This is a genomic window from Mesorhizobium sp. CO1-1-8, from assembly GCF_020164875.1.
Taxonomy (GTDB): Bacteria; Pseudomonadota; Alphaproteobacteria; order Rhizobiales; family Rhizobiaceae; genus Mesorhizobium.
Window position 1 is genome coordinate 74,310 of sequence record NZ_JAIUGZ010000015.1, and the last position, 24,457, is coordinate 98,766.

A 24,457-nucleotide genomic window follows, 5' to 3' on the forward strand; every position below is an offset into this window, starting at 1 on the left:
TCAGGCCTTTCGTGCCGCGTCGAGAAGTTTCCGGCCGAGCCGTATCAGGGCAATGTCGCTGCCGGAAGGGCCAAGCAGCGACAGGCCGAATGGGGCGCCGGCGACCGAGCCGACGGGCAGTGTGATCTGTGGAAAACCGGACAGGCCGGCCAGGCACAGAAGTTGGAGCGCCCGTTCGCGATAGGCCTGGAATTGCTCCGGCGTGCTGTCCACGTAAGGCGCCGGACCAGGCACCGTCGGCAGGACAAGGAAGCCGTCCTTGCCGAGCAGGGCGCTCAGTTCGCCGCGAAAGGTCAGCCGGCGCACTTTCTCGGCCTGGACTGTCTTGTCGTCGACGGCGCGGCCAAAGCCGAAACGCTCTTCGACGCCGGGGCCAAGGTCGCGCTCACCGCTGGTGATCCACTCGCCATGCACAGCCCAGGCCTCCCTGGCCTGCAGCCGGCGAAAACACCAGTAGAGTTCATCGGGAGATGAGGAGAAGCGGATTACCGGCGTCGCCGGTGCGCCGAAGACCGCGCCCGCCAGCCCCTTCATTCCGGCATATTCGGCCAGCGCCGGCCGGGCGACCAATCCATCCAGCCAATCCAGCGCCAGCGGCCGGTCCAGCACGTGCTGGTGGGGATCGCGGCCGAGCAGCAGCTTGCCGACGGTCTCGTAGGTCTCGATATCGTCGGCGAACCAGCCGAACGTGTCGAGGCTTGGCGCCAGCTTCATCGTGCCGTCGAGCGAAATGCGGCCATGCGTGGTGCGCAGTCCGATCAGTCCGCAGAAGCTCGCCGGCGCGCGGATCGAGCCGCCGGTGTCAGAGCCCGTGGCGATATCGGCCAGCCTGCCCGCCACCGCCGCCGCCGACCCCGATGAGGAGCCGCCAGTGACGCGGTCGGGTGCCGCCGGGTTCACCGGAAACGAGAAATGCGCATTCTGTCCGAACAGCGCGAAGGCAAGCTCGTCGGTCTGCGTCTTGCCGACGAAGCGTGCGCCGGCATCGAGGATCATCTGTACGGCGGGTGCGGTGCGCGAGGCCGCGTGGCTTTCAGCGAATTTTTGCAAATTGCCGCAACCGGTGCGGTAGCCGGCGACGTCGTAGATGTCCTTGACGGCCAGCCGCAGCCCGGCCAACGGGCCGAGCTGGGCATGTGCCACCGGCATCTGGCGAACATCGAGAAAGGCGTTGAGAGGGCCGTGCGTGCCTATCATCGTTCAATATCCGGATACGGTTGTCGCAACATTGTTCGACGCCAGAAATTTTACAACCTGCGATACGATTTTTATTGATTGTGAAAGTCTTCGCCCTTATATCGCGCTTGCCCAAAGTCGCACGTGCCTGTGGGTGTCCGCCGATCCTCGAATGGTGAGGGAAATCGGTAAGGTAACTGGAGCTAACCCCTCCAGTCGGTCTAGCGGCCAACCGCCAGCCCGAGGACACCTTGAAGCAACGACGGTGCGGGCCTTTCTGGTGTTCTGCCGGTTGTCCAAAAACCGGGGTTACTGAAGAGGCACACCTTCATTGCCGGCAGTGCGGACGGGTCTCCCCTCCAAGCCAAGGCAGACAAAGCGAACCGAGGCCGGGCAAGGCCAAGGTTCACCGCCGCGAGACGGCGCTTCATGGTTCCGGGGTCTCCACCGGCTGGTTCCATGGATTTCCGTCCCGCCTTTGTCCACCGCGAGTTCGCGAGGCCGACAGCCCGCGTCCCGCAGCCTTATTGCGCGCCGAAAGGCGCTGATGGAGAGACCCCGATGGCCACCCAGCGCATCCTTGACTTCCTCGCCACCCGACGTCCGACCGGCCCCTGCCTCGTCGTCGACCTCGATGTCGTGCGTGACAATTTCCGCGCCTTCGAGAAGGCGCTGCCCGATTCCAAGATCTACTATGCGGTGAAAGCAAACCCGGCGCCGGAAATCCTGCGCCTGCTTGCTGCGATGGGCTCGTCCTTCGACACCGCTTCCGTTGCCGAAGTCGAGATGGCGATGGACGCTGGTGCGCCGGCGGACCGCATCTCCTTCGGCAACACCATCAAGAAGGAGCGTGACATCGCACGCGCCTACCAGCTCGGCATCCGTCTGTTCGCCGTCGACTGCGTCGAAGAGGTCGAGAAGATCGCTCGCGTCGCTCCAGGCGCGCGCGTGTTCTGCCGCGTGCTGACCGATGGCGAGGGCGCCGAGTGGCCGCTGTCGCGCAAGTTCGGCTGCGTGCCGGTGATGGCCGTCGACGTGCTGCGCCATGCCAAGGGGCTCGGCCTCGACGCCTATGGCGTGTCGTTCCATGTCGGCTCGCAGCAGACCGACCTGACCGCCTGGGACCGTGCGCTGGCCGACGCCAAGGTGGTGTTCGCGACGCTCGCCGAGGAAGGCATCGTCTTGAAGATGGTCAATATGGGCGGCGGTTTCCCGACGCGCTACCTGCGTGACGTGCCGGCCGCCCAGGCCTATGGCCAGGCGATCTTCTCGGCGTTGCGCAAGCATTTCGGCAATGCCATTCCGGAAACCATCATCGAGCCGGGCCGTGGCATGGTCGGCAATGCCGGCGTCATCAAGTCGGAAGTCGTGCTGATCTCGAAGAAGGCGGCCAACGACAATGTGCGCTGGGTGTTCCTCGACATTGGCAAGTTCGGCGGCCTGGCCGAGACGATGGACGAGGCGATTCGCTACCCGATCGTCACCGCGCATGACGGCACGGAGACAGCACCTTGCGTGCTCGCCGGCCCGACCTGCGATTCGGCCGACGTGATGTACGAGAAGACGCCCTATCCGCTGCCTTTGTCGCTGACCATCGGCGACGAGGTGCTGATCGAAGGCACCGGCGCCTACACGACCACCTACTCGGCGGTCGCCTTCAACGGCTTCGAGCCTCTCCGATCCTACGTGATCTGACGGCGCTTCCTCAGCGCATTTTCGACGGCGAACCGGACACAACTTCGCCTGAAAATGCGCTGAGAGAGCCGATCAGATCATCCCAGGTGGGCGACTGTCGTCCACCCGGGCTCGCCTGTGGAACAGATCTCCGCTCGCCAGGGATTGCGGAAATGGAAATGTCAGTTGAAATGGAAGTGCCAGTTGAAATTGGGGGCCACGCACCGGCCTTTGTGATGGTCGCCGAGACCGCAGCCGATGTTGCGGCGCGCGAGGCGTTGCTCGATCGGGCCATGGGGCCGAAGCGCAGGAAAAAGTCGTCGGAGAAGTTGCGGCGAGGCCGGCGGCCCTCGGAAGGCCTGGCCTTCGTCGCCCGCGATGCTTCGGGCGGCGTGGCCGGCACCGTGCGGCTGTGGGATGTCAGGCTGGGCGAGGGCGGTGCGGCCGCGCTGCTGCTTGGCCCGCTTGCCGTCGACCCGTCGCTCAAGAATGCCGGCATCGGCTCGGCGCTGATGCGCCATGCCATCGCCGAGGCGGCGCGTCTTGGCCATGCCGCTATCCTTTTGGTCGGCGATGCGCCCTATTACGCGCGCTTCGGCTTCTCGGCTGGGAAGACCGGTTCACTTGCCATGCCGGGACCCTATGAGCGGCACCGCCTGCTGGCGCTGGAACTGGTGGAAGGTGCGCTTGACGGCGTGCACGGCACGCTGAAGGCTGCCGGCCGCAAGCTGAAGGCGCAGCAATTGATATCGGCGGCCTGAGACACGAAGCCGTCGGCATTTCATGCAAAAACGCCGCCCGAAAGAGGCGGCGTTTTTTCGCAATTGGTGGGCGCCACCTTGGGCGGCTGGATGCCCTCAGCCGATCAACTGGCTGAGCGCCATGGCGACGGTCATGTCGCCTTCGACCTTTATCTTGCCGGTCATGAACGCCATCGTCGGGTTCAGGTCGCCAGCGATCAGAGAATCCAGATCGTCGAGCGAGAGCTTGATGGTACAGTCGGTGGGTGCATCGGTGTTCGAGACGGTTGCGCCGTCGATGACGATGACGCCGTCGCTGCCGGTGTCGAATTTCACGGAACGATCGAACCCGCTGCTGGCCACGCGCGACTTGATCTTCTCGGCAATCTCCTGAACGCTCACGCTGTTCTCCTTGTCTGGTTCATCTGTCTCGCAACGGCGCTTCGATCCAGCCGAAGCCCATGCCGCGGTTTCGCGATCACGGTCGCTGCCGCATATAGCTTTGGGTTGACGTTTACGTCAACGCGAATTCAGGCGGTTGGTTCCTGCCGTCGCGGCAGCCGCGATGAGGCCGGGACTGTGAGCCGGGCAAACTCAGTGTTCCTTGAACGCCTTGGTCATTTCGCTCGCCGTCTCGCTTTTCTTGCGGCGCAGCCAGTTGTCGCGGATTTCGTCCTTCGACAGAAAATTGACCTGGTCGATCAGAACCTCATGCACCAAAGGCGCGCCGACACGCGTGTTGACGGTATCGCGGATCGCGGCCCGGAAGGCGTCGAGATCGATCGTCGCCTTGTTGGTGAAGTCGATCTGCGGATTGGAATAGAGGTAGGAATAGACCTGGTCGGTGATCAGCGCTTCGGCCGGAATGGACAGTTTCTTAATCTGCTCGGGTTCGACGGTGTAGACAAGCTTGGTCAGGAAATAGCCGCCGATCTCGGAATCGCGGATCAGCGGCACCGAAATGATGTCGGTCTTGACGTAGTCGAGGCCGCCCAGCATCGGCTTCGGCGTTTCGCCGACACCGCGCTCGCCGGCCGCCTGGAAAGAATAGAACACGGCGCCGAGGGTTGCGGCGCAGATCCAGACGGCGATGGCGACGACCTTGATCATCGGGCCCTGTCAGTCCTTTGGTCGGTCCCTTGCGATGGCAATGCGGCACTGCGCCGTTGCTTCGGCAGGATCTCCGATGTGTCGCTTGTATTCGGCATCATGCCTTCATCCAGCCGAACTCGCCGGCGGAGTAGGTGCCGTCGGTCTCGGCGCGCTGGATGGCGTGCCGCAGCAGGCTGGCGACTTCGTTGACCGCGCTGAGATGCGCCAGGATTGCCGCTTCGTTCTTCGCCAGCTTCTGGCGCAGCCGGGTCAGGCCCTCGCGGTGCTGTTCGAGGAATTCGGCTTCGCTGCCGCCCTTCATGGCGCGGGTCAACTCGTAGAGGTAGCGGCTCTTGCGGGCGTTCGATGCCTTGAGATCATAGTTGGTCGCGTTGCGGATGCCGGCCGTCTCTTCCTCGACCACTTCCTCGATACGGCCGATGATGGCGGCGAGGTTGCCGGGCCGCGCGAACGGGATCGGCGCTTCCGACGCGGTCGTGCGTGCTGGCAGGTTGGGGGTGGATTCCGAAAAGTCGGCCATGGCGTTTCCCAGTTTAGATCTTGATATTTGTTTTTATGGTCGTCTCGTCACCAGTCATCGACCCCGCAGCCTTGCGCTGCAATTGGTGGACCAGCGAGGTCGACAGGCTGTTTTGCTGGTCGATCTCGGTCTTTTCCAACCCGCCTGAAACCGGACCGACCGGCACCACGCGCTTGCCTTCGAGATAGTGGTCGGCAAGCATCGACTTGGCGATGCCGATGCCGCCGCGTTCGGCCATCACGTCGGCCACCCGCTCGGCAAGCTGCGATTTCCACATGTCGCCGGCCAAGCCCTTGCCGTAGACGCCCTCGGTGTCCTTGGGCAGCATGTTCTGGATGAAGGTCTGCAAAACCATCGCCTCGAACTTCTTGAATTTCTTGGCGGGGTCGGTTGCGGCGGCGGCCTTGTCGGCGGTGGCGCGCGACAGGATCGAGCCGGCATCGACCGAAGCGGCGGTATCGAGTGAAAACGTGCCCGCAACGCCGCGGGCCCGCTTTGCCAGCGCGGCGCGGGCGGTCTCGATATCCGCCGGCTCGACGGCTCGGGCCACATCCATAACGATGTCGCTGGGTGGAGAAATCGCCAAGAAAGTCCGCCTTTTACCGGTTTTCCTAGCCAGACCATGCCTCAACAAGCTTGTGGCAGGCTTGCGGGTAGGAGAGGGAGCGGAGTGCGGGGATCGGATCGAAGCTGCCGGCTTTGCGCCATGCGTTGGCGGGCAGATTTTTCCATCGTCGCTTTGGCCGGAAGCTGACGATCAGCTTGGCACTGGCTCATGAAAGAGCAGCGTTATGTGGCAGTACCCCGAGGGCCGTCCGAAATCGGCACCGGTGCCGGCTCACGAGCTTGCTTCGATGATCCGCCGAGGGTGGGATTCCGCCTCGGCTTCACTCCTTGACCGCCCCCGTCATCGAGGAGACGTAGTGCTCGACAAAGAATGAGTAGAGCACCACCACCGGCAGGGAGCCGATCAGCGCGCCTGCCATCAGGGCTCCCCATTCATAGACGTCCGAACGTACAAGCTCGGTAAGCACGCCGACCGGCACGGTCTTGTTTTCGGACGACTGGATAAAGGTCAAGGCGTAGATGAATTCGTTCCATGACAGGGTGAAAGCGAAGATGCCGGCGGAGATCAGGCCGGGCACCGACAGCGGCAGAACTATCTTGGTCAGGATTTGCCAGCGGCTCGCTCCGTCGATCAGCGCGCATTCTTCCAGTTCGAATGGTATCGAGCGGAAGTAGCCCATCAAGAGCCACGTGCAGAATGGAATGAGGAACGTCGGATAGGTGAGGATCAGTGCGAACGGCGTATCGTAAAGGCCGAGGTTGAACACCATTACCGACAGTGGAATGAACAGAATCGAGGGCGGCACGAGATAGGCCAGGAAGACCGCCAAGCCGACCTGCCGCGCCCCGGAAAACCTCAAGCGTTCGATCGCATAGGCAGCGAACACCGCCGCCAGCAGCGACAGGAAAGTTGCGGCGGTCGAGATGATGATCGTGTTGAGAAGCCAACCCGGATAGGACGTGTCGAAGAGTAGATACCGGATATGCTCGAGCGTCGGATGGACGACCCAGAACGGGTTGAAATTGGCATAATCCGTCATCTCGAGATTGGGTTTCACCGCCGTGATCGTCATCCAGTAGAACGGGAACAGCAGCACGATGACGAATATCAGGAGCGGCAGATAAACGGTCACCACGCGCCGGGGCAGGCTCTGGAGATAGCCCATGCCGCCTTCATCCGTGTTCGGACGGTTGTTCGTTTCGATCGCGGCCATGTCAGTCTCCACCGCCCTGCTGCCATTTACGACGTTGCAGCCCGAAATAGCTGAAAAGGATCGCCGCAAGCAGGAACGGGATCATCGCCACCGCGATCGCGGCCCCCTCGCCAAGCTGGCCGCCGGAAATGCCGCGCTGGAACGAGAGCGTCGCCATCAGATGGGTGGCATTCACCGGCCCGCCGCGAGTCAGCACATAGATCAGCTGGAAATCGGTGAAGGTGAACAGGACCGAAAAGGTCATGGTGATGGCGATGATCGGCGTCAGCAGCGGCAGCGTCACATAGCGGAACAACTGCCAACGGCTGGCGCCGTCGAGCGTCGCGGCCTCGTAAAGCGACTGGGGAATCGTCTGCAGGCCGGCCAGCAGCGTGATGGCCACGAAAGGAATACCGCGCCAGACATTGGCAGCGATCACCGAGGCGCGCGCATTCTCCGGATCGCCAAGGAAATTGATGCGGTGGTCGATCAGTCCCATCTGCTGCAGCGCCCAGGAGAGAATGGAGAACTGCGAATCGTAGATCCACCAGAAGGCGATGGCCGAGAGCACCGTCGGCACCACCCAGGGCAGCAGGACAATCGCGCGGAAGAACGATTTGAAGGGAAGGTTCTGGTTGAGGATGAGCGCTAGCCAGAGGCCGAGCGCGAATTTCAGGATCGAAGCGCTGATCGTATAGAGCAAGGTGTTGAAGACGGAGAGCCAGAAGACGGCGTCGCTCCACAGATATTCATAGTTTTCGATGCCGATGAAGATGCCGGGGCGGCCGATGCGGGCATCGGTGAAGCCAAGCCAGACGCCGAGCCCCAGCGGATAGGTCAGGAAGACAAGCAGCAGCGCAGCCGCCGGAAGCATGAAGCCGAAGCCAAGTGCGTTCCGGCTTTCGCCCCAGCGCGATAGAATCCGTGCGAAGATCGAAGATCGCGGCTGGATAGCAGCTGATGGCACGGCCATGGGTTGGCTCCTGCTGAGGTCTCATTGATCGGCCGGATCGGCCGCGACGCAATCCGAGGCCAGCCGGGCAGCCACGCTGCCCGGCTGAGCCGGCTCAAACGCGATAATAGCGATTTGCCCGCTTCTCGGCCTCTTCCATCGCCTCTTGCGGCGTCGCCTGGCCGGTCACCGCTTTGGCGAACATATCGACCAGCACGTAGTCGGCCATGGTTGCCGCCGAAGCATAGCCGAGCGGCCCGGCATAGCCGTTAGGCCGCAGAGTCGCCGAGGCCTTGGCGTAAGCGGCGTTGTTGGGATCGGCAGTCCATACCGGGTTGTTGTCGAATGCCTTCAGTGTCTGGCAGCAATATCCGGCCGAGGAGGTGATCCAGTCCTTCATTTGCGGTTCCTCGAACATGAACTGCAAATACGCCTTGGCCGCGTTGGGGTAGGGCGTGTAATTGAAGATGACAGCCGTGGTCACCTGGAACAATTCGACGGATTTGCCGACAGGACCGATGGGCAGGTTGGTCGTGCGTATGTCCTTGGCGATTTCAGCCAGCTTCGGATCACTGTCCTTATTGATTTTGGCGGTGTTGTAGGCCGAGATGCCGTTGGCGATGACAGCCAGTTCGCCGGCCAGGAAGGCGCGGTTGTTGTTGACATCGAGCCAGCTTTCGGTGCCTGGAATGAAGGTCTTGTAGAGTTCCTGCGCGTATTCGATCGCCTTGAGGGTCTCGGGGCTGTTGATCGTTACCTTGCCACTCTCGTCGACCATCTGGCCGCCATGGCTCCACAGCAGCCAATGAGCATAGTTGTTGCCGTCGCCGACACCATGGCCATGCGTGAAGCCGGCCGGATGTCCCTTGGCTTGCAAGGCCTTGCAAAGTTCCAGGAAGCCTTTCGTGTCCTTGGGAAACTCCGAAAAGCCGGCCTCTTTCACCCAGCTTTCCCGATAGACGATGGCATTTCCGATCGTGGCCAGTGGCAGGCCGATGAATTTGCCTTCCCGGGTCGCATATTGCTTTGGTCCATCGTGCCAGCCGCCGTATTTCGAGCCGAGATACTCGCCCAGTTCACTCACGTCGTGCAGCTTGTCGGGATATTGGTGCGGGTCATCGAACCAGACGAACATCAGGTCGGGGCCGGACCCGACATTTGCCGCGACTGCCGCCTTGGGCCGAATGTCCTCCCAACTTTCCTTGTCGACGCGGACCGCGACCCCGGTCGCTTCGGTGAAGCGCTTGGTGTTGGCCAGCCATTGGTCCTCGTCGCCCTGGACGAAGGGCGACCAGCGCAGCAGTCTAAGCTTGGCGCCATCCTCGGGTTTGTACTTCAGTCCGTCCTGGGCAAGGGCCGGAGAGCTGATGAACCGACTTCCCAAGGCCCCCGCCGCCGCGCCGGCGGTGGTGCGGATCACGTCGCGTCTGGTGAACTTCATGCTCGTTTCCTCCTGTTTGTTGTCCTTGCCTTGTGGTCCTACTGATCGGTACGTGTTTGGAATCTCTGTCCGGTTTCTCCGTGAAAGAGATGGATGAGGCTGGGCTCGGCCGTAAGCCGGATGGTTTCGCCCGGCGTGAAGGAATGTCGTTCCCGGAAATTCGCGACGATCTCTTCGCCGCCGGCTGTCCGGCCGATGAGCTGCACTTCGGACCCGGTTGGTTCAACCACCGCGACGATGACCGGAATGCCCTGGTCGTCGGACAGCCGCAAATGCTCGGGCCTTATTCCCAGCACCACAGGCTCGCCATTGGGGATGGAAAGTGCCGAGGCCAACGGGACTGAAATCCCGCCGGCACCGCGGAACGAGGGTGAGCCGTCGGTAGCGATCTCGCCCCTCAGCAAATTCATGGCCGGCGAGCCGATAAAGCTGGCGACAAAAAGATTGTTCGGCCGGTCATAGAGTTCCAGCGGCGGCCCTATCTGCTCGACGATGCCGTCATGCATGACCACGATCTTGTCAGCCATGGTCATGGCTTCGATCTGATCGTGTGTGACGTAGACTGTCGTGGTCTTGAGGCGCTGGTGAAGTTCCTTGATCTCGGCGCGCATCTGCACCCTGAGCTTGGCGTCGAGATTGGAAAGCGGTTCGTCGAAGAGGAAGACCGCCGGATCACGCACGATCGCGCGGCCCATCGCGACGCGCTGGCGTTGGCCGCCGGAAAGCTGCCGAGGATAGCGCGCCAGCAACGGCACCAGCCCAAGGATTTCGGCCGCGCGGCGCACGCCTGCATCGCTCTCTGGCTTGGAAACTCCTTTGAGCATCAGCGAGAACGCCATGTTCTCGGCAACGGTCATGTGTGGGTAAAGCGCATAGTTCTGGAAGACCATGGCGACGTCGCGCTCCTTGGGCGCAACGTTGTTGACGACACGTTCGCCAATCGCGATCTGGCCGCGTGAAATCTTTTCCAGGCCGGCGATCATTCTGAGCAGGGTTGATTTTCCGCAGCCGGATGGCCCGACCAGAGTGACGAACTCGCCGTCCTCGATGTTCACGCTGACCCCGTGCAGGATCTCGACAGCGCCGAATGATTTGTGGACTTCGTCAATTGCGACAGACGCCATCGGTCCTCCCAACAAATTCCTGCAACGTCGTCGAAGGAACAACGCTTCCGCCAGCGACAGCCTTGGCTCCTCCCCGGCTCACGCTAGGTCGAAACGGTAGCGCTACCAAACCGGGCTGTAAAGCGTTTACGGGAAGGCCCGAATCTTGATCGCTGCTGCTTGCTCTCAAGCCAGCATCGACTGCTGGGCAGAGATACCGGCCATCGCGCCTTGCGCTATTGCCGTGGTCACCGACGCCATGGCCGGGTTTGCAAGATCGCCGGCAGCATAGATGCCGGGTACGCTGGTTTGGCGGCGCTCGTCGGCCTTGACGGCGAGGCCGAGGGGCGTATTGACCGTGGCGAGGCCTAGCGATTCATGCAGGCTTGCGGACGGCTCGTTGCGCGGATGCGCGAACAGGATGTCGACCGCGACATCCGAGCCGGAATCGAGCCTGACGGTGGCATTATGGCCCCTGTGACGGGCGATCTCGGTGATCCGGCCATCAACGATCGGTATCCTCCGGCCCGCCAGATCGGCTCGGATATCGGGCGCAATGTCGTGACCCTCGGCGAAGACCGTCAACGTGTCGGTCCAATCTTGGTACAGCCTGACATAATTGTGCGACTGAGGGCCGGACCAGACGAGGCCCCAATGCTGAGTGGCGACTTCAAAGCCGTCGCAATAGGGGCAGGGCACGATGGATGTGCCCCAGCTTTCGGCAAAGCCTGGAACAGCAGGCATCTGGTCGACAACACCATAGCTCAGGATCAGGCGGCGCGCGCCAAGGCTCTTGCCGTCGGCAGCGAGGACGGAGAAATTGTCGATGGTGCCGGAGAGGCTCTCGGCCCGGGTGTTGACCAGCTTGACTGTGGGATAACGCGCCAGTTGCTGCCGCGCCTCGGCCAGGATGTCCAATGGTGGCTTGTGGTCGTGGCCGAGTACACCATGCGAGTGGCTCGCGAAGCGATTGCGCGGCAGCCCGGTATCGAGAACAGTGACCTTGCGGCGGGCACGGCCGAGCTGAAGGGCGGCGGCTAGACCGGCAAAGCTACCGCCGATGATGATGACGTTATCCATGGTGATGGGCTCCGAGTTGCGGTTAGAGGAGGTTGGAATGGGCTTGGCGGCGGCTGGGCACCAGGGAGGCCGATGGTGGAAAGCGCGGCCAGCTTCAGCAGTGTCCGCCGTCGCGTGGCGCCCTCCTGTTTTGAATTCATTCTTCGGCTTGTATATTAATGAAACCGCGTGGTATCGTTATTCCGGAATAAGGATACTGTCAAGGATCGGAATTGTTGTGAGCGAAATTAGTCAGGCCCGGCGCGGCCGGCCCGCCAACGAGGCGCTTGGCCAAACGATCATTGATGCCGCGTGCGAACTTTTTGGGGAATTGGGCTTTCAAGCGACGACCTTGGACAAGGTCGCCAAGCGGGCGAAGATATCCAAGCTCAGCATCTATCGGCACTTCGAGAACAAGGAGGCGCTGTTCAGCGCGGCCATCACGGCCCGCTGCCATCAGCTCGCGCCACAGGCCCTTTTTGAAGGCATCGACGGTTCGGCCGAAGATCAGCTCATGGCGGCGGCATCATTCCTGCTTCGCTCGCTGTTGAGCCCTGATGTCCGCAGTGTCGAAGCCATGGTCATGGCGGACAAGACAAACGAAAAGTCATTAAGCAAGCTTCATTACGAAGCAGGTCCCGCTTATGTCATCGCCCAGATCGAGGCCCTGTTGCGTCAGCTGCATGCCAAGGCGGTTCTGAAAGTGCCTGATCCTCTCCAGTCCGCCCGTTTGTTTGCTGCGCTTATCAAAGGATCCGATCTCCTGCTTATCGCACGCTTCGATGAGGCGAGAGCAGAGGACGAGAGCGAAATCAAATCTTATTGCCGGTCGGCCGTTGCCATGTTCATGGCGGCGCACGGTGGCAATGACCGCGCGGGCGGATAGTCCAGCGGGCCCATCAATTCTCGCTGGAAGCCTCGGAAAAACTCGAACTCACCTTTAGCCGGTCCTGCAATGTCTGGGACAACGCGGCGATGGGGAGCTTCTTCTCATCGCTCAAGACCGAACGCACCGCCCGCAAGTTCTATCGCACCAGAGACGATGCCAAGTCGATGTGTTCGACTATATCGAGCGCTTCTACAACCCGAGACGCCGACACTCCACACTGGGCTATCTGAGCCCCGTGGAATACGAAGAGCAAGCCAACCTGGCCTGGCTCGTGTCAACCGAACCGGCAGCAGATCAATCCGAAGCTCTACGCCGTGGGCGGCGTTCCAGGACCTGTGACCGGCGGCGTAACCTGCTACCACCCATTTGCGGCCTTAGTGCCGGCCTAATGGCGCAAAGCGGTCATTCACGTCGCGCCGTCCGTAAGTCAACTTCGAGCCATAAGCAGAACTCCGCAACTACTCGTCGTTCCGCTTCTGCGCGATCAGGTCCAGCCGCTCGCGGTCGGAGCGTTCGCGCTCGTCGCGGTTGCGCACGTCCTTGTAAGCGCGCTCGACCATGTTGGTGCGGGCGGTCGCGGCGGCGATGAGGCTGGCTTCCTGCCTGGCGCTCGCCAGGTTCGCCTCCTGGCGCACGACCGCCTGGGCGATGCGGCGATGGTAGAGGTCGGGAAACAGGGCGGAGAGCGAATCGGCCTGGTCGAAATGGCCGACCAGTTCCCTGGCTTCGGTTTCGGCGGCACTGGCCGCGGCGAGGAAGGTGGCGTGGCGGGTTTCGTGCAGCGCCTTCAGCTGCTCCTGCACCTTGACCAGCTTCTTGAGGCGGTCCTTGCGCGTGCTCATTTCTATCTCGCCAATGTCAGGTCGACGAAGCCGTCGACGAACAACGACAGCATGGTGCCGACGGCGAAATAGAAGATGATCATGCCGCCGGCGATGATGAAGGGCTGGGAGATGAAATAGATCGGGATCTGCGGCGTCAGCTTGTTGACGAAGCCGATCGTCAGATTGACGAGAATGGCATAGGCGACGAACGGGCTGCCGAGGCGGATGACCAGGAAGAAGGTGTCCGACACCGTGTCGGTGACATCGACGAGGGCGGCCTGCGGGTTGAAGAAGATGTTGACCGGCGCGACTGTATAAGAAGACACCAGCGCGCGCACGATCTCGTGGTCGAAATCGAAGACGAACAGCATCAAAAGTGCCGAGAACGAGATGATGGCGGCGAGGGCTGCCTGAGGTTCGGGCTCCTCGATCGCCGGTCCGCCGGTGCCGCCATAGCCGACCAGCATGGCAATGGCCGAGCCCATGAAGCGCAAGGCTTCCATGTAGAGCCTGGTCATGGCGCCGATCAGGCCGCCGACCAGAAGTTCCGAGATGATCATCGGCACCAGGATCTGCGGGCGCGGGTCGACGAAAGGAAAGATCTTGTCCCACAGGAAGGCAAGCAGGCCGCCGGTGGCGGCGACCGCCACGAACAGCCTGACCTGGACCGGGACGCGGGCGCTGGACAGGCCGGGCATCAGCATGAAACAGGCGCCGATGCGGCAGAAGGCGAGGAACGCCGCGATGACGACGCCTTGCGACAGCACGCTCACGATATGGTTCCGAGCACCTTGATCTCGACACCCTTGGCGATTTCGACGTGGCTGAGCACCGGCAGCGTGGTGAACAGCCGCTCGATGATCATGCGCAGATAGGGGCGGGCGTCGGGCGCGGTGACCAGAACGAAACGCTCGCCGGCTTCCAGATATTTCTTGATCGCCTTGGTCGCGTCCTGGCCGAACTCCTCGAGCTGGCGCGGGTCGATGTCGAACTCGCGCACCTCACCCTTGGCGTCGCGCTTGAGGCTCTGGTGGAAGGCGAGGTCCCAACGGTTGCCGAGGCGAAGCACCTTCAGCACGCCGCCCTCGGACAGGTCGCCGCAGATCTGCTGGGCCATGCGGATGCGGACATGTTCGACGATCTGCTCGGTGCGGCGCACATGCGGCGCGATCTCGGCGATCGCCTCGATGATCAGGTGCAGGTTGCGGATCGAGACGCGCTCGGCGAGCAGCAGCTTCAGCACCGCCTGCAGACCGGGATAGGAGATGTGTGTGGTGCAGATCTCGTCGGCGAGCTTGCGATATTCCTGGTCCTGCCGCTCGAGCAGCGCCTTCATGTCCTTGTAGGACAGAAGCTGCGGCAGGTTGTTGCGGATGACCTCGGAGAGATGGGTAAGCAGCACCGACATGTTGTCGGCGAAAGTGTAGTTCTCGCGCTTCAGATCCTCGGCGAAGGCTTCGACCACCGAATAGGCGCGCATGCCGAAGGCCGGCTCGCGGATTTCCTCGCCCGGTATTTCGGGGATGTCGCGATTGCCGAGCAGCACCATGATCTCGCCGACGCGCATCTGATATTCGGCCACCACGGTGCCGTGCACCTTGATCTGGTAGCTCTTCGGCGGGATGGCGAAATCGTCGGCGACACGCACTTCCGGCACCACGAAGCCATATTGGGTGGCGAATTTCTTGCGCATCTTGCCCATGCGGAAAACCAGCTCCTGATGCGACGTCAGCAGCCTTGTCGACAGCTGCTTGCCGATCAAGAGCTCGATCTCGGCGGTGGCGAGCGAGGCCTTGACCGAGTTCTTCTCCTCCTCGACCTTGGTCGCCTTTTCCTGGTCCTTGATCGCCTCGGCTTCGGCGAGGACCCGGTTGGCGCGCATCGGGATGACATAGCCGAGGCCGGCCATGCCGGCGGCGAGCGTGAAGAACGGGAACAGCGGCAGGCCGGGCATCAGGCCGAGCAGCACCAGCAGCGATGCCGCGACATAGAGGGCGCGCGGATGGGCGCCGAGCTGGCCGAACACCGCCTGGTTGGTCGAGCCGCGGGTGCCGCCCTTGGAGACGAGCAGGCCGGCGGCGAGCGACACGATCAGGGCCGGGATCTGGGTGACGAGGCCATCGCCGACCGACAGCTTGATGAACACGTCGGCGGCTTGGCCCATGCCCATGCCGTGCCTGATGTAGCCGATGGCGATGCCGCCGACGATGTTGATGGCGGTGATTATGAGGCCGGCGATGGCGTCGCCGCGGACGAATTTCGAGGCGCCGTCCATCGAGCCGAAGAAGGAGCTTTCTTCTTCCAGTTCACGGCGCCGCAGTTGGGCGGTCTTGTCGTCGATCATGCCGGCCGAGAGGTCGGCGTCGATCGACATCTGCTTGCCGGGGATGGCGTCGAGGGTGAAGCGCGCGCCGACTTCGGCGATACGCGTGGCGCCCTTGGTGATGACGATGAAGTTCACCACGATCAGGATCATGAAGACGATGAGGCCGATGACGAAGTCGCTGGCCATCACCAGCTTGGAGAAGCCGGCGATGACATAGCCGGCGGCGTGGGTGCCCTCATTGCCATGCGACAGGATCATGCGCGTGGTGGCGATGTTGAGCGACAGTCGCAGCATGGTGGCGATGAGCAGAACGGTCGGAAAAGACGAGAAATCGAGCGGCCGCTGGATCCACAGCGCCACCATCAGGATCAGCACCGAAAGCGCGATCGAGAAGGCGAGGCCGATGTCGATGAGAAAGGCCGGAATCGGCAGAAACAGCACGGCCAGGATGATGACGATGCCGATGGCGAAGAAGACGTCGCGGCCGTTCTTGGCCACCGCGCCGGGCTGAATGCTTTCGCTGATCGCCATATCGTTCTCAAACCCCATAGACTGCCGAGCGCGCGACAGCCCTGTGAGGGTAGCCCGCCAAGCTTGCGCGAGGGTGGGAGACTGGCTAGTTCGAACGATCATGCGCGCAGGTCGCCGTGTCGGCCGGCCTCGTAAAGAAGGGAAAACCCATGCTTCTGATCATCGGCACCATCCGCTTGCCGCCAAACAAATTGGAGGAAGCCAAACCCGCAATGGAGCGCATGGTTTCCGGCAGCCGCACCGAGGTCGGCTGCATCCAATATTCCTACGCGCAGGATGTCTTCGATGCCGGGCTCATCCGGGTCACGGAAGTCTGGAGTGACAGGGCAGCGCTCGACGCGCATTTCGCCTCGCCGCACATTGCGGACTGGCGTGCGAGCTGGCCGGCGCTTGGCATAGGCGAGCGCAACCTCGTGCTTTATGAAGCCGGCGAGCCCATGCCGACCTGAACGGTCCATCGGCCGATCGGTATCGCGCCCGCTGTCGCCAGTATGGTGTCTGTCGGCATTGTGGTTGCCATGCCGTGCCGCCGGGCGTATCAGGCTGGCTTTCCACTGCCTTCCGATATCGGCGAGCCGCCCCGGTGCTTTCCAGAAACCACAGCGAAGTTTACGCCCGCCGGCTGCGCGCTGTGCTGATCAGGTCGTTGCCTCTGCTCGAGGCACGCGGCATCGTGGTGGTCATTCTCGCCGGTGTCGTAGGCGTCATGGCTGGCATATTGGTCACGGCGATGAGCCAGATCGTGCAGGACCTGCACGGGCTGCTGTTCGGCGTTCAGCCAGGCGGCCGGCTTTCCGGCATGTTCTCGCTCGCCAATCCGATGCAGGCGCTGATACCGGCGATCGGCGGCATGCTGCTGGGGCTGACGGTGGTCTGGCTCCGGATACGGAAATTCCGCACCCCGATCGACCCGATCGAAGCCAATGCGCTCTACGGCGGGCGCATGTCGCTGACCGACACCTTCATCATCGCCGGCCAGACGATGATCTCCAGCGGTTTTGGCGCCTCGGTCGGACTGGAAGCCGGCTATACGCAGGTTGGCTCCGGGCTGGCATCGCGGCTGGCGGGCATCTTCAGGCTGCGCCGCAACGACGTCCGCATCCTGGTCGGCTGTGGTGCGGCCGGCGCCATCGCCGCTGCCTTCGATGCACCGCTGACCGGCGCCTTCTATGGCTTCGAACTGGTCATCGGCATCTACTCGGTCGCCAATGTCGCGCCTGTCATGACCGCCGCGATCTCAGCCTCGCTGACCGCCGAAATGTTTGGCGGTGTGCCGTTTCCGCTTGAGCTTTCGGGGTTGCCAGCGCTCACTGCCAGCCAGTATGTGCCGTTCCTGCTGCTCGGGCTGCTCGGCGGCGCCGCCTCGATCGCCATCATGCATCTGGTGACGCTGATCGAGCGCGGTTTCGCCAGGCTGTCGATCGATGCGTCGCTGCGCCCCGTCATTGGCGGCGTCATCGTCGGGCTGCTGGGGTTGATCACGCCGCAGGTCCTGTCCAGCGGCCATGGCGCGCTGCATCGCGAATTCTCGATGAATTACGGGCTGGCCGTGGTGGCGAGCGTCTTCGTGCTCAAGCTGGCGGCGTCGGCGGTCTCGCTGGGCTCGGGTTTTCGCGGCGGATTGTTCTTCGCCTCGCTGTTCCTCGGCGCGCTGCTCGGCAAGGCGTTCGCGGATGTGATGATCGTCGTCTCGCCGGCAACCGGCATCGACCCCGCCGTCGCCGCCGTCGTCGGCATGACTTCGCTCGCCGTCGGTGTCGTCGGCGGTCCGCTGACGATGACCTTCCTGGCGCTGGAGTCGACTCGCGACCTGACGCTGACCGGCGTCGTGCTGGCCGCCTCGATCATGTCGGCCATCCTGGTGCGCGAAACCTTCGGCTACTCCTTCTCGACCTGGCGCTTCCATTTGCGCGGCGAGACCATCCGCAGCGCCCACGATGTCGGCTGGATGCGTAGCCTCACAGTCGGCTCGATGATGCGCAAGGACATCAAGACCATCTATGCCTCGACGACACTCGCAGCCTTCCGCAAAGAGGTGCCGCTCGGCTCTGCCCAGCGCGTCATCGCCGTCGACGCGGGCGACCACTATGTCGGCGTGCTGATCGTGGCCGAACTGCACAGCGATCCTTCCGGCGGCGAGGTGCCGGTGCGCGATCTTGCCAAATACAAGGACGCGGTGCTGGTGCCGAGCATGAACGTGCAGGCCGCGGCCGAAACGTTCCAGCGCGCGGGCGCCGAAGAGCTCGCCGTGGTCGAGGATTTCACCGACCATATCGTGCTGGGGCTGTTGACCGAAGGTCATTTGATGCGGCGCTATGCCGAGGAACTCGACAAGGCGCGCCGGGATCTGTCGGGCGAGGGGTAGCGGGAAGGCTAGCGGGCAGCCGCTCGCGCTTTTCCACCCCACCAGCGCAGGGCCATGACGGCGACGAGAAGCGCCACGTAGGGCCAGTAGTGGACGTCGTGCACCGCGCGCTTGCCCTCGGCGATCACGAAGGTCAGCCATATGTCGTAACCGCCGACGGTGTGGAGGATGCGCCATGCGCGCGATCCGAGCCATGCCGCCGTGCGATCGAAGGACGTCGCGGCCATGGCGATGATGAACAGATAGGCAAGGCCGCCGAAGACGAACATCGCCGTATTCGTGGCGTCATTGAACTGCGCCGGATCGATCCGGGAAAAGACCACAAGAGCGATCGCGTGGACACCGTGCGAAAATGCAACGGCCAGTCCGATCTGACGCCGATGGCGGCGCAGGAACAAGGTCGGTGGGCCCGGCAGACGGTGTGCCAGCGCCGATGCCGAAAAGGCGGTGCAGAACAGCATAAGCGATATCTGCGCGGTGAGCCGCACGACCTGGCGGACGGCCTCGACCGAGAAATCGCCGCGATAGGCGACAAGCCCGGATAGCGCAAGAATGATCGCTGCCAAAAGCCAGAACAGCCGCCAACGGCTCGGTGCCTTGGCTGCAAGGGGTGGTGCGACGACGGTCATGGTGCCTCCAGAGCAATAAATGTAATCACAACTTACATTTATTGACGACCAATGCAACCCCAGAAGTAAGTCGTGCTTGCATCGGTCGCGGGATTGTGATGGCTGCTAAAGCGCATCGCGTTTGAAGGGGCCCAGAGACACGCTTCAGATCTCGTTTTTATGATGTTCCCCAAAGCCGGGACCACTTTTGGGCGCATTAGGGTGTCGGCCCGAAAATCAAAGGAATCCGGACAACGGCATGGAGACGCAACGCAAGACATACCATCACGGCAGTTTGCGGCAGGCGCTGGTCGATGCGGCCCTTGCCATCGCCAAGGAGGATGGCGTCGATCAGGTGACGGTGCGGGAAGCCGGCAAACGGGCCGGGGTCTCGTCGGGAGCGCCGTTCCGGCATTTTCCAACCAAGACCGCGCTTATGACTGCTGTGGCTGAAGAGGCGATGCGCCGGTTTCGCGCCGAGATATCGGTTGAGCTGGACAGAACGGAAAAGGTCGATCCGCTGGCGCGCTTTCGGGCGCTAGGCATCGCCTATCTGCGCTGGGTCATCAACAACCCGACGCATTTCGAGATCATCTCGATGCGCCGGGCGCTCGATTTCGACGCATCCGAGACGCTTGTCCAGCTCAACGAAGAGATTCGCGGCATGATGGTGCAGATCCTGGAGGATGCGCGCGCTGCCGGCCAACTGCGAACAATGGATATGGAAGGCGTCCCCCTGCAAGCGCGAGCCCTGGTCTACGGGCTTGCCCGCATGTGGATCGACGGCCAGTTTGCGCAATGGGGTGGCGCCGAAAAGGCCGAGTTGCTGATGCGGCAGAGCCTCGATAATTTTCTTGCGCTGCTGGCAAAATAGAACCGCGGTCAAGGCCTCAGATTCTGCCCACCACCACCAAAACACCGCGGTTGTGGGCGACAAAATGTCAGTGCTCGATCGGCCCCTTGGCCATCACAAGCGCCGTGCCGGCGGTGGTCGGGCGCTCGATCATGCGCCGCACGCGGGGCGGTTCGTCGCCGCTGTGCAGCGCCCGCACGCGTTCGCCGATGATGGCGTCGGCATGGGTGATGCGTCCATTGTGCCTGATATATTCGATCCAGGTCGGCGTGTGATAATGCTCGATCCATACTGTGGGATTTTCGAGATCGCGCGCCAGCGTCCAGTTGCGGGCACCGTCACGGCGGCGGACGCGGCCGCGTTCGGCCATGATGGCGAGGAACTCCGGTTCGTCCTCGTGCCGGATCACATACTCGATCATGATGGCGATGGGACCACTGCGCGGCTTCAGGTCAAGCGCCAAATGCGGTTCCTTGAAGCGATTGAGCGGGTCGAGGTTGAGCACCTGCTGTTGCGGCAGCGGGAGCAAAAGACCGATGGCGCCGCCGGCCAGCATGGCGACGCTGGCGGCGATCAGCGCGGTTTCGGCGCCGTGCGCGTCGGCGACGACGCCCCAGATCCAGCTGCCGAGCGCGATGCCGCCGAAGGTCGCGGTCTGGTAGACCGACAGCACCCGGCCGACCACCCAGCGCGGCGTCGCCATCTGCACCGTGACGTTGAAATGCGAAAGCGCGATCACCCAGCAGGCGCCGCCGACAAGCAGGCCGAGCGACGTCTGCCAGGCATGCTGGCTGACGGCGGCATTGAAGGCGCAGACGGCGAAGCCGGCGAAAGCACAGCGCACCATCGTCTCGCTGGAGAGCAACTGCCGCAGCCTGACGCTGATCAAGGCGCCGCCGACCGCGCCGATGCCGAAGGCGCCGAGCATGATGCCGTAGGTCAGCGCATCGCCCTTGACGACATCGCGCGCCACCAGAGGCAGCAACGCAAGCACAGCGCCTGCACTGAAGCCGAACGCAGCACCCCTGACCAGCACCTTGCCGATGTTGGGCGACATGGCGACATAGCGCAGGCCGGCGCCCATGGCGGCCCCCAGCGACTCGCGCGGCAAGGTCGATATGGGCACGTCCGGCTTCCAGCGCGCCAGCACGACGATCAGGCCGATATAGCTCACCGCGTTCGCCGCGAAGGCGGCCGCGGCACCGGCCGCGGCGACGATGATGCCGCCGATCGCCGGACCGACGCTGCGCGTCAGGTTAAAGCCCATCGAATTGAGGGCGACGGCCGCCGGCACCTTGTTGCGGGGAACGATATCGCCGACCGAGGCTTGCCATGATGGGCTGTTGAGCGCGGTGCCGCTGTCGATCAGGAAGGTGAAGGCAAGCAGCGTCCATGGCGTGATCAGGCCTGAATAGGTGAACAGGGTCAGAAGCACCGACACCACCAGCATGAAGGTCTGGGCGACCAGCATCACCTTGCGCCGGTCGAAACTGTCGGCGATGGCGCCGGCTACGAGTGCAAACAGCATGATCGGCAAGGTGGTCGAAGCCTGGACCAGGGCCACCTGATAGGGCGAGGTGGCGATCGTGGTCATCATCCAGGCGGCGCCGACACCCTGGATCAAGCCGCCGAAATTCGAGACGAGACTTGCGCCCCACACGGCTCGGAAAATGCCGTGACGGAAGGGCGCCAGCGCCGAGACGCTCTCGCTGTCCGGCTTTTCGTCAATCATTTGGGGTTCCCGCCATGTCGTGCCTGCTCGTCAGACAATCCGTTTGCGCAGACCGTTTGCCGAAAGTAGGGCATGGCGCCGCAAAGGGCAAAAAAGCTCATGGTCCAACAATAGGATAGAGGCGGTCCAGGCCTGTCCGCCGTGGGTCCGGAGGTGCCGCGGGGACCGGCGGCGTCTGTCGTCGGACAATTGCGAACGGCATGCCGCGGCACACCATCCTGGAACAGGTTCAGAATCCGTTCTGGATGCGCTCGAAGATCACGTTGGTGAAGGCCGATATCTGGCTGCCGATGAAGGGGCCGGTCAGCGCCACCACCAGCATGATGGCGACGATCTTCGGCACGAAGGTCAAGGTGATCTCCTGCACCTGCGTCAGCGCCTGGATGAGGGCGATGCCGACGCCGACCACCATGGCGACCAGCACCACCGGAGCCGACGCGACGAGCACCGTCCACACCGCGTACTGGACGATGTCGAGAGCGTCGGCCTCATTCATCGGACTGGCTCTCTGCCGAAAGCGTCAGCTAGCTGCCTTGACCGAAACTCCCGGACCGACCGCGACTTCGGTGCCGTTCTGCAGCACGGCGATGAGACCGTTGCTGGCGAGGCGCACCGAAGCCACGGTGCCCGTCGTCAGGCCGTCGGCGGAGGTGATCGAGCGCCCGATCAGTGCGTCGGCCTGCGACAGCGCCGAGGACTGCATGATCTGATTGAGCTTGGTGTTGGTCTGCACCGATTGCTCGACCTGCGAGAAGGTGGCGAGCTGGGCGACATATTGCGTCGAATCCATCGGCTTGGTCGGATCCTGGTTCTTCATCTCGGCGATCAGAAGCTTCAGGAAAGACTGGTAGTCGACCGCTGTCTTCGAGGTGGACGCCGTGGCCTGATTGGCGCCGGTCGGAATCGTCGTCGTCATGTCCACGTTCATCAGTATCGTGCTCCCACAGCCAACGGGCGCTCGGCACCCGAAACATCGTCATTACCACCCAGCGCGCGGCGTTCGAGCGGATAAAGCGCGCGGATCGCCTTAAGCGCCTCGTAAATATGATCCTCGCCGACCATGCGGTCGATCTGTTTCAGCGCGCTGCAGATCTGGGTGTCCTCGAAGCTTGCCAGAAGCAGCGGCAGCGAACGGCGGAACATGTCGCGCGCGGCGGCGGCGCCGGCCGGGTTCATCAGCATGACCTGCAGGATGAAATAAAGCTGCTTGAGCGGCGTCGAGGCATCGTCGGCCTGGATCACGTGGCTTTCGAGCAGGAACTGGACGTCGTTCATCAATTCGACGGTGACCTTGCGGTCGACCCGGATGACGGCGCCGTTGATGTAGATCTTTTCGTTCGGCTTCAGCGATATCTTCAGCGTGTTGGTCATTGAATGCCGTCCCTGATGATCTGGGACACCTCGATCAACCCTTCGAAATTATTGGTGCGGCCCTGACGGATGTCCTCCGCCTCGCGCAGCAGCCACAGGCCGATGGAAATGAGATTGGCGCGCAGCTCCTTGGGCAGGGCGTTGTCGCTGGAGCCAAGATCCTCGACGAAGGCGGTCCAGACGCGGTTGGTGAAGTGAAGCGCCTCGATCGCCTCCATCGAATCGTGGCCGGCAGCCGCCGCCGCCGCCAGCATGTCGATCGAGCGGGTCAGAAGTTCCCGCTCGCGGTCCTTCGCGTCGGCAACGGAGTTGCTCTGGATGTCGGCGTAAGAGAATTGGTACATCGTTGGGGCTCTACCGTTCCGTTAAGCGTTGTCAGGTCAGGTAATTCAACAGGCTGAGCTGTTGCAGGCGTGCGGTCAACGCGAAAGACGTTTCGATGTGCTGTGTCAGGTCCGCGACCCGTGTCGCGGCTTCGGCCGGATCGACGGCTTCCAGATCGAGAATGTGCCGTTCGAAAAGGTCGACCTGCGTTTTCATCCGATCGTTGGCATCGGAAACCCGCTTCTGGACGATACCGGTCTCGGATTGAAGCTGGGCAATGCCGCTCAGCGCTTCGCCGACGAGCAAGGTGGAGCGGCTGACGACAGTGTTCTTCGCCGCTTGGCTGATGTTGCTGGACATCAGGCTGGCGACCATGGTTGCCGCCATGGCGAGCTTCTGGATGCCATCGCTGTTGGCGCTGGTCGAAGTCGGTGTGGTTTCGTTGAGTGCGATGCGACTGACGATCTGCTGGTCGGTGGCGTTCGACCAGTTGCCTTGCCAACCGGCGCCCGTGAACTGCGGCGCGACATCATTGGTGATGAAGTCGTCCATCTGGGCAGCCGTGATGTTGGCCGCTGCCGGGTCGTCCTGGGTGAAACCGAAATTGGTGAGGAAAGCAGTATCGAATGCAGCCTTGGCAGGAGAGCCGGCAGCCGTGACATTGTTGATCGGCTTAACGTCTGTGTTGGTGCCGGCAAACAGATATTCGCCATTGACGCTGGTGTTGAGGATCGAGGTCAGCTGCTGGATGGTCGCCTTGCCGGAGTCCCGGGTGAGGCTGTTGGACGAGTCGCTTGAGGAAGCGGTGGTCAGGGCGGACAGGAAGGTCTGCGCGGCGGTGGAGAGCTGGCCAAGCGAGGTCTGCGTCGAGGAAAGCCGGGCGCCGACCAGGCCGTTGGAATCGATGATGACGTTGAGCCGGTCAAGATCGCGCTGGAAGGTGACGGCCTGGGTGGTGCGCCCGCCAAGAGCCAGGCCGATGTCGGCGACCCTGCCCGTCGAAGATTCTTTGGTGGCTTTGACGAGTTCGGCCTGCATGCGCATCTGCTGGGAGCGCATGGCATTGGAGATTGCGGCCGAGGAGACTGAAGTCATG

26 protein-coding genes and 1 pseudogene are annotated in these 24,457 nt (G+C 62.6%); 7 read left to right on the forward strand and 20 right to left on the reverse strand.

Annotation, left to right across the window (positions count from 1 at the left end; all coding sequences use genetic code 11):
• Positions 1–1,197, reverse strand: coding sequence for an amidase (locus tag LB558_RS25550; RefSeq protein ID WP_224700101.1), 1,197 nt, complete (start codon positions 1,195–1,197; stop codon positions 1–3).
• A gap of 540 nt (positions 1,198–1,737) precedes the next feature.
• Between LB558_RS25550 and odc2 the strand changes: the two genes are divergently transcribed.
• Both odc2 and LB558_RS25560 read left to right on the forward strand, forming a co-directional pair.
• Entirely contained in the window at positions 1,738–2,871 is a 1,134-nt protein-coding gene (odc2, locus tag LB558_RS25555; RefSeq protein ID WP_224700102.1) for an ornithine/lysine decarboxylase, read from the forward strand.
• A gap of 170 nt (positions 2,872–3,041) precedes the next feature.
• Complete coding sequence (locus LB558_RS25560; RefSeq protein WP_224700170.1) at positions 3,042–3,611, forward strand: GNAT family N-acetyltransferase; 570 nt, start codon at positions 3,042–3,044, stop codon at positions 3,609–3,611.
• A gap of 96 nt (positions 3,612–3,707) precedes the next feature.
• Here the strand turns inward: LB558_RS25560 and LB558_RS25565 are convergent, their stop codons facing one another.
• From LB558_RS25565 to LB558_RS25605, 9 genes are all read right to left on the reverse strand, one after another.
• The gene (locus LB558_RS25565; RefSeq protein ID WP_013529756.1) at positions 3,708–3,992 is read right to left on the reverse strand and encodes an SCP2 sterol-binding domain-containing protein; all 285 of its coding nucleotides are present in this window, start codon (positions 3,990–3,992) and stop codon (positions 3,708–3,710) included.
• A 192-nt stretch (positions 3,993–4,184) separates the two neighbouring features.
• Entirely contained in the window at positions 4,185–4,700 is a 516-nt protein-coding gene (locus tag LB558_RS25570) for a hypothetical protein (protein ID WP_224700103.1), read from the reverse strand.
• Between the two features lie 97 nt (positions 4,701–4,797).
• The gene (locus LB558_RS25575) at positions 4,798–5,223 is read right to left on the reverse strand and encodes a hypothetical protein (RefSeq protein WP_127270030.1); all 426 of its coding nucleotides are present in this window, start codon (positions 5,221–5,223) and stop codon (positions 4,798–4,800) included.
• A gap of 13 nt (positions 5,224–5,236) precedes the next feature.
• A complete protein-coding gene (locus LB558_RS25580) occupies positions 5,237–5,809 on the reverse strand; it encodes a rod-binding protein (protein ID WP_412033502.1) in 573 nt (190 codons plus the stop codon).
• Between the two features lie 301 nt (positions 5,810–6,110).
• Positions 6,111–7,004: a carbohydrate ABC transporter permease gene (locus LB558_RS25585; protein ID WP_224700104.1), complete on the reverse strand. Its 894-nt coding sequence runs from the start codon at positions 7,002–7,004 to the stop codon at positions 6,111–6,113.
• Position 7,005: 1 nt separating this feature from the next.
• Positions 7,006–7,857: a carbohydrate ABC transporter permease gene (locus LB558_RS25590; protein ID WP_245455906.1), complete on the reverse strand. Its 852-nt coding sequence runs from the start codon at positions 7,855–7,857 to the stop codon at positions 7,006–7,008.
• Between the two features lie 193 nt (positions 7,858–8,050).
• Positions 8,051–9,376, reverse strand: a complete 1,326-nt coding sequence (locus tag LB558_RS25595) for an ABC transporter substrate-binding protein (protein WP_224700106.1) — start codon at positions 9,374–9,376, stop codon at positions 8,051–8,053.
• A 38-nt stretch (positions 9,377–9,414) separates the two neighbouring features.
• Positions 9,415–10,500, reverse strand: coding sequence for an ABC transporter ATP-binding protein (locus LB558_RS25600; protein ID WP_224700107.1), 1,086 nt, complete (start codon positions 10,498–10,500; stop codon positions 9,415–9,417).
• Between the two features lie 165 nt (positions 10,501–10,665).
• Positions 10,666–11,559, reverse strand: coding sequence for an NAD(P)/FAD-dependent oxidoreductase (locus LB558_RS25605; protein ID WP_224700108.1), 894 nt, complete (start codon positions 11,557–11,559; stop codon positions 10,666–10,668).
• A 217-nt stretch (positions 11,560–11,776) separates the two neighbouring features.
• On the opposite strand from LB558_RS25605, the gene LB558_RS25610 reads away from it, so the two are divergent.
• Positions 11,777–12,424 (forward strand): TetR/AcrR family transcriptional regulator, encoded by a 648-nt coding sequence (locus LB558_RS25610; RefSeq protein ID WP_224700109.1) that lies wholly within the window; start codon positions 11,777–11,779, stop codon positions 12,422–12,424.
• A gap of 53 nt (positions 12,425–12,477) precedes the next feature.
• A pseudogene (locus LB558_RS25615) lies at positions 12,478–12,692 on the forward strand (IS3 family transposase); the annotation flags it as partial.
• 193 nt (positions 12,693–12,885) lie between these two features.
• On the opposite strand, the gene LB558_RS25620 reads toward LB558_RS25615, so the two are convergent.
• Genes LB558_RS25620 through flhA form a run of 3 tightly spaced genes read right to left on the reverse strand, consistent with a single transcriptional unit; the run spans position 12,886 to position 16,108 of the window.
• A complete protein-coding gene (locus tag LB558_RS25620; protein WP_224700110.1) occupies positions 12,886–13,269 on the reverse strand; it encodes a hypothetical protein in 384 nt (127 codons plus the stop codon).
• A 2-nt stretch (positions 13,270–13,271) separates the two neighbouring features.
• Complete coding sequence (gene fliR / locus LB558_RS25625; RefSeq protein WP_224700111.1) at positions 13,272–14,024, reverse strand: flagellar biosynthetic protein FliR; 753 nt, start codon at positions 14,022–14,024, stop codon at positions 13,272–13,274.
• Positions 14,021–16,108 (reverse strand): flagellar biosynthesis protein FlhA, encoded by a 2,088-nt coding sequence (gene flhA, locus LB558_RS25630; RefSeq protein WP_224700112.1) that lies wholly within the window; start codon positions 16,106–16,108, stop codon positions 14,021–14,023. Before flhA ends, fliR begins: the two co-directional genes overlap by 4 nt.
• Positions 16,109–16,257: 149 nt before the next feature.
• Here flhA and LB558_RS25635 point away from each other — a divergent pair, with 149 nt between their 5' ends.
• Together LB558_RS25635 and LB558_RS25640 are read left to right on the forward strand one after the other, a co-directional pair.
• On the forward strand, positions 16,258–16,557 hold the full coding sequence (locus LB558_RS25635; RefSeq protein WP_224700113.1) for a putative quinol monooxygenase: 300 nt from the start codon (positions 16,258–16,260) through the stop codon (positions 16,555–16,557).
• Positions 16,558–16,691: 134 nt separating this feature from the next.
• Positions 16,692–18,473 (forward strand): chloride channel protein, encoded by a 1,782-nt coding sequence (locus tag LB558_RS25640; protein ID WP_224700114.1) that lies wholly within the window; start codon positions 16,692–16,694, stop codon positions 18,471–18,473.
• An 8-nt stretch (positions 18,474–18,481) separates the two neighbouring features.
• On the opposite strand, the gene LB558_RS25645 is transcribed toward LB558_RS25640, so the two are convergent.
• The gene (locus LB558_RS25645) at positions 18,482–19,102 is read right to left on the reverse strand and encodes a ferric reductase-like transmembrane domain-containing protein (RefSeq protein WP_224700115.1); all 621 of its coding nucleotides are present in this window, start codon (positions 19,100–19,102) and stop codon (positions 18,482–18,484) included.
• A 238-nt stretch (positions 19,103–19,340) separates the two neighbouring features.
• Here LB558_RS25645 and LB558_RS25650 point away from each other — a divergent pair, with 238 nt between their 5' ends.
• Positions 19,341–19,955 carry a TetR/AcrR family transcriptional regulator gene (locus LB558_RS25650; protein WP_224700116.1) on the forward strand — a complete coding sequence of 205 codons (615 nt, stop codon included), beginning with the start codon at positions 19,341–19,343 and terminating at the stop codon, positions 19,953–19,955.
• Between the two features lie 67 nt (positions 19,956–20,022).
• On the opposite strand, the gene LB558_RS25655 is transcribed toward LB558_RS25650, so the two are convergent.
• The 6 genes from LB558_RS25655 to LB558_RS25680 all read right to left on the reverse strand — a co-directional run bounded on the left by LB558_RS25655 (position 20,023) and on the right by LB558_RS25680 (position 24,456).
• Entirely contained in the window at positions 20,023–21,666 is a 1,644-nt protein-coding gene (locus tag LB558_RS25655) for an MFS transporter (protein WP_224700117.1), read from the reverse strand.
• Between the two features lie 229 nt (positions 21,667–21,895).
• Positions 21,896–22,162, reverse strand: a complete 267-nt coding sequence (fliQ, locus tag LB558_RS25660; RefSeq protein ID WP_224700118.1) for a flagellar biosynthesis protein FliQ — start codon at positions 22,160–22,162, stop codon at positions 21,896–21,898.
• 24 nt (positions 22,163–22,186) lie between these two features.
• On the reverse strand, positions 22,187–22,594 hold the full coding sequence (flgD, locus tag LB558_RS25665; RefSeq protein ID WP_013529774.1) for a flagellar hook assembly protein FlgD: 408 nt from the start codon (positions 22,592–22,594) through the stop codon (positions 22,187–22,189).
• Positions 22,594–23,037 (reverse strand): flagellar biosynthesis repressor FlbT, encoded by a 444-nt coding sequence (flbT, locus tag LB558_RS25670; protein WP_023810019.1) that lies wholly within the window; start codon positions 23,035–23,037, stop codon positions 22,594–22,596. The genes flgD and flbT overlap by 1 nt, the downstream gene beginning before the upstream one ends.
• A complete protein-coding gene (gene flaF, locus LB558_RS25675; protein ID WP_023810018.1) occupies positions 23,034–23,381 on the reverse strand; it encodes a flagellar biosynthesis regulator FlaF in 348 nt (115 codons plus the stop codon). Before flaF ends, flbT begins: the two co-directional genes overlap by 4 nt.
• Before the next feature lie 31 nt (positions 23,382–23,412).
• The gene (locus tag LB558_RS25680) at positions 23,413–24,456 is read right to left on the reverse strand and encodes a flagellar hook-associated family protein (protein ID WP_224700119.1); all 1,044 of its coding nucleotides are present in this window, start codon (positions 24,454–24,456) and stop codon (positions 23,413–23,415) included.
• Position 24,457: the final 1 nt, after the last annotated feature.

Bases quoted from the DNA above. Each gene is read 5' to 3' on its own strand.
- LB558_RS25680 (WP_224700119.1), bottom strand. From the start codon at position 24,456: ATGACTTCAGTCTCCTCGGCCGCAATCTCCAATGCCATGCGCTCCCAG.
- LB558_RS25575 (WP_127270030.1), bottom strand. From the start codon at position 5,223: ATGGCCGACTTTTCGGAATCCACCCCCAACCTGCCAGCACGCACGACC.
- LB558_RS25570 (WP_224700103.1), bottom strand. From the start codon at position 4,700: ATGATCAAGGTCGTCGCCATCGCCGTCTGGATCTGCGCCGCAACCCTC.
- LB558_RS25620 (WP_224700110.1), bottom strand. From the start codon at position 13,269: ATGAGCACGCGCAAGGACCGCCTCAAGAAGCTGGTCAAGGTGCAGGAG.
- LB558_RS25585 (WP_224700104.1), bottom strand. From the start codon at position 7,004: ATGGCCGCGATCGAAACGAACAACCGTCCGAACACGGATGAAGGCGGC.
- fliQ (WP_224700118.1), bottom strand. From the start codon at position 22,162: ATGAATGAGGCCGACGCTCTCGACATCGTCCAGTACGCGGTGTGGACG.
- flaF (WP_023810018.1), bottom strand. From the start codon at position 23,381: ATGTACCAATTCTCTTACGCCGACATCCAGAGCAACTCCGTTGCCGAC.
- LB558_RS25590 (WP_245455906.1), bottom strand. From the start codon at position 7,857: ATGCTTCCGGCGGCTGCGCTGCTGCTTGTCTTCCTGACCTATCCGCTG.
- LB558_RS25605 (WP_224700108.1), bottom strand. From the start codon at position 11,559: ATGGATAACGTCATCATCATCGGCGGTAGCTTTGCCGGTCTAGCCGCC.
- LB558_RS25600 (WP_224700107.1), bottom strand. From the start codon at position 10,500: ATGGCGTCTGTCGCAATTGACGAAGTCCACAAATCATTCGGCGCTGTC.
- flbT (WP_023810019.1), bottom strand. From the start codon at position 23,037: ATGACCAACACGCTGAAGATATCGCTGAAGCCGAACGAAAAGATCTAC.
- LB558_RS25650 (WP_224700116.1), top strand. From the start codon at position 19,341: ATGGAGACGCAACGCAAGACATACCATCACGGCAGTTTGCGGCAGGCG.
- flhA (WP_224700112.1), bottom strand. From the start codon at position 16,108: ATGGCGATCAGCGAAAGCATTCAGCCCGGCGCGGTGGCCAAGAACGGC.
- LB558_RS25635 (WP_224700113.1), top strand. From the start codon at position 16,258: ATGCTTCTGATCATCGGCACCATCCGCTTGCCGCCAAACAAATTGGAG.
- LB558_RS25595 (WP_224700106.1), bottom strand. From the start codon at position 9,376: ATGAAGTTCACCAGACGCGACGTGATCCGCACCACCGCCGGCGCGGCG.
- LB558_RS25550 (WP_224700101.1), bottom strand. From the start codon at position 1,197: ATGATAGGCACGCACGGCCCTCTCAACGCCTTTCTCGATGTTCGCCAG.
- LB558_RS25655 (WP_224700117.1), bottom strand. From the start codon at position 21,666: ATGATTGACGAAAAGCCGGACAGCGAGAGCGTCTCGGCGCTGGCGCCC.
- LB558_RS25560 (WP_224700170.1), top strand. From the start codon at position 3,042: ATGGAAGTGCCAGTTGAAATTGGGGGCCACGCACCGGCCTTTGTGATG.
- flgD (WP_013529774.1), bottom strand. From the start codon at position 22,594: ATGAACGTGGACATGACGACGACGATTCCGACCGGCGCCAATCAGGCC.
- LB558_RS25645 (WP_224700115.1), bottom strand. From the start codon at position 19,102: ATGACCGTCGTCGCACCACCCCTTGCAGCCAAGGCACCGAGCCGTTGG.
- odc2 (WP_224700102.1), top strand. From the start codon at position 1,738: ATGGCCACCCAGCGCATCCTTGACTTCCTCGCCACCCGACGTCCGACC.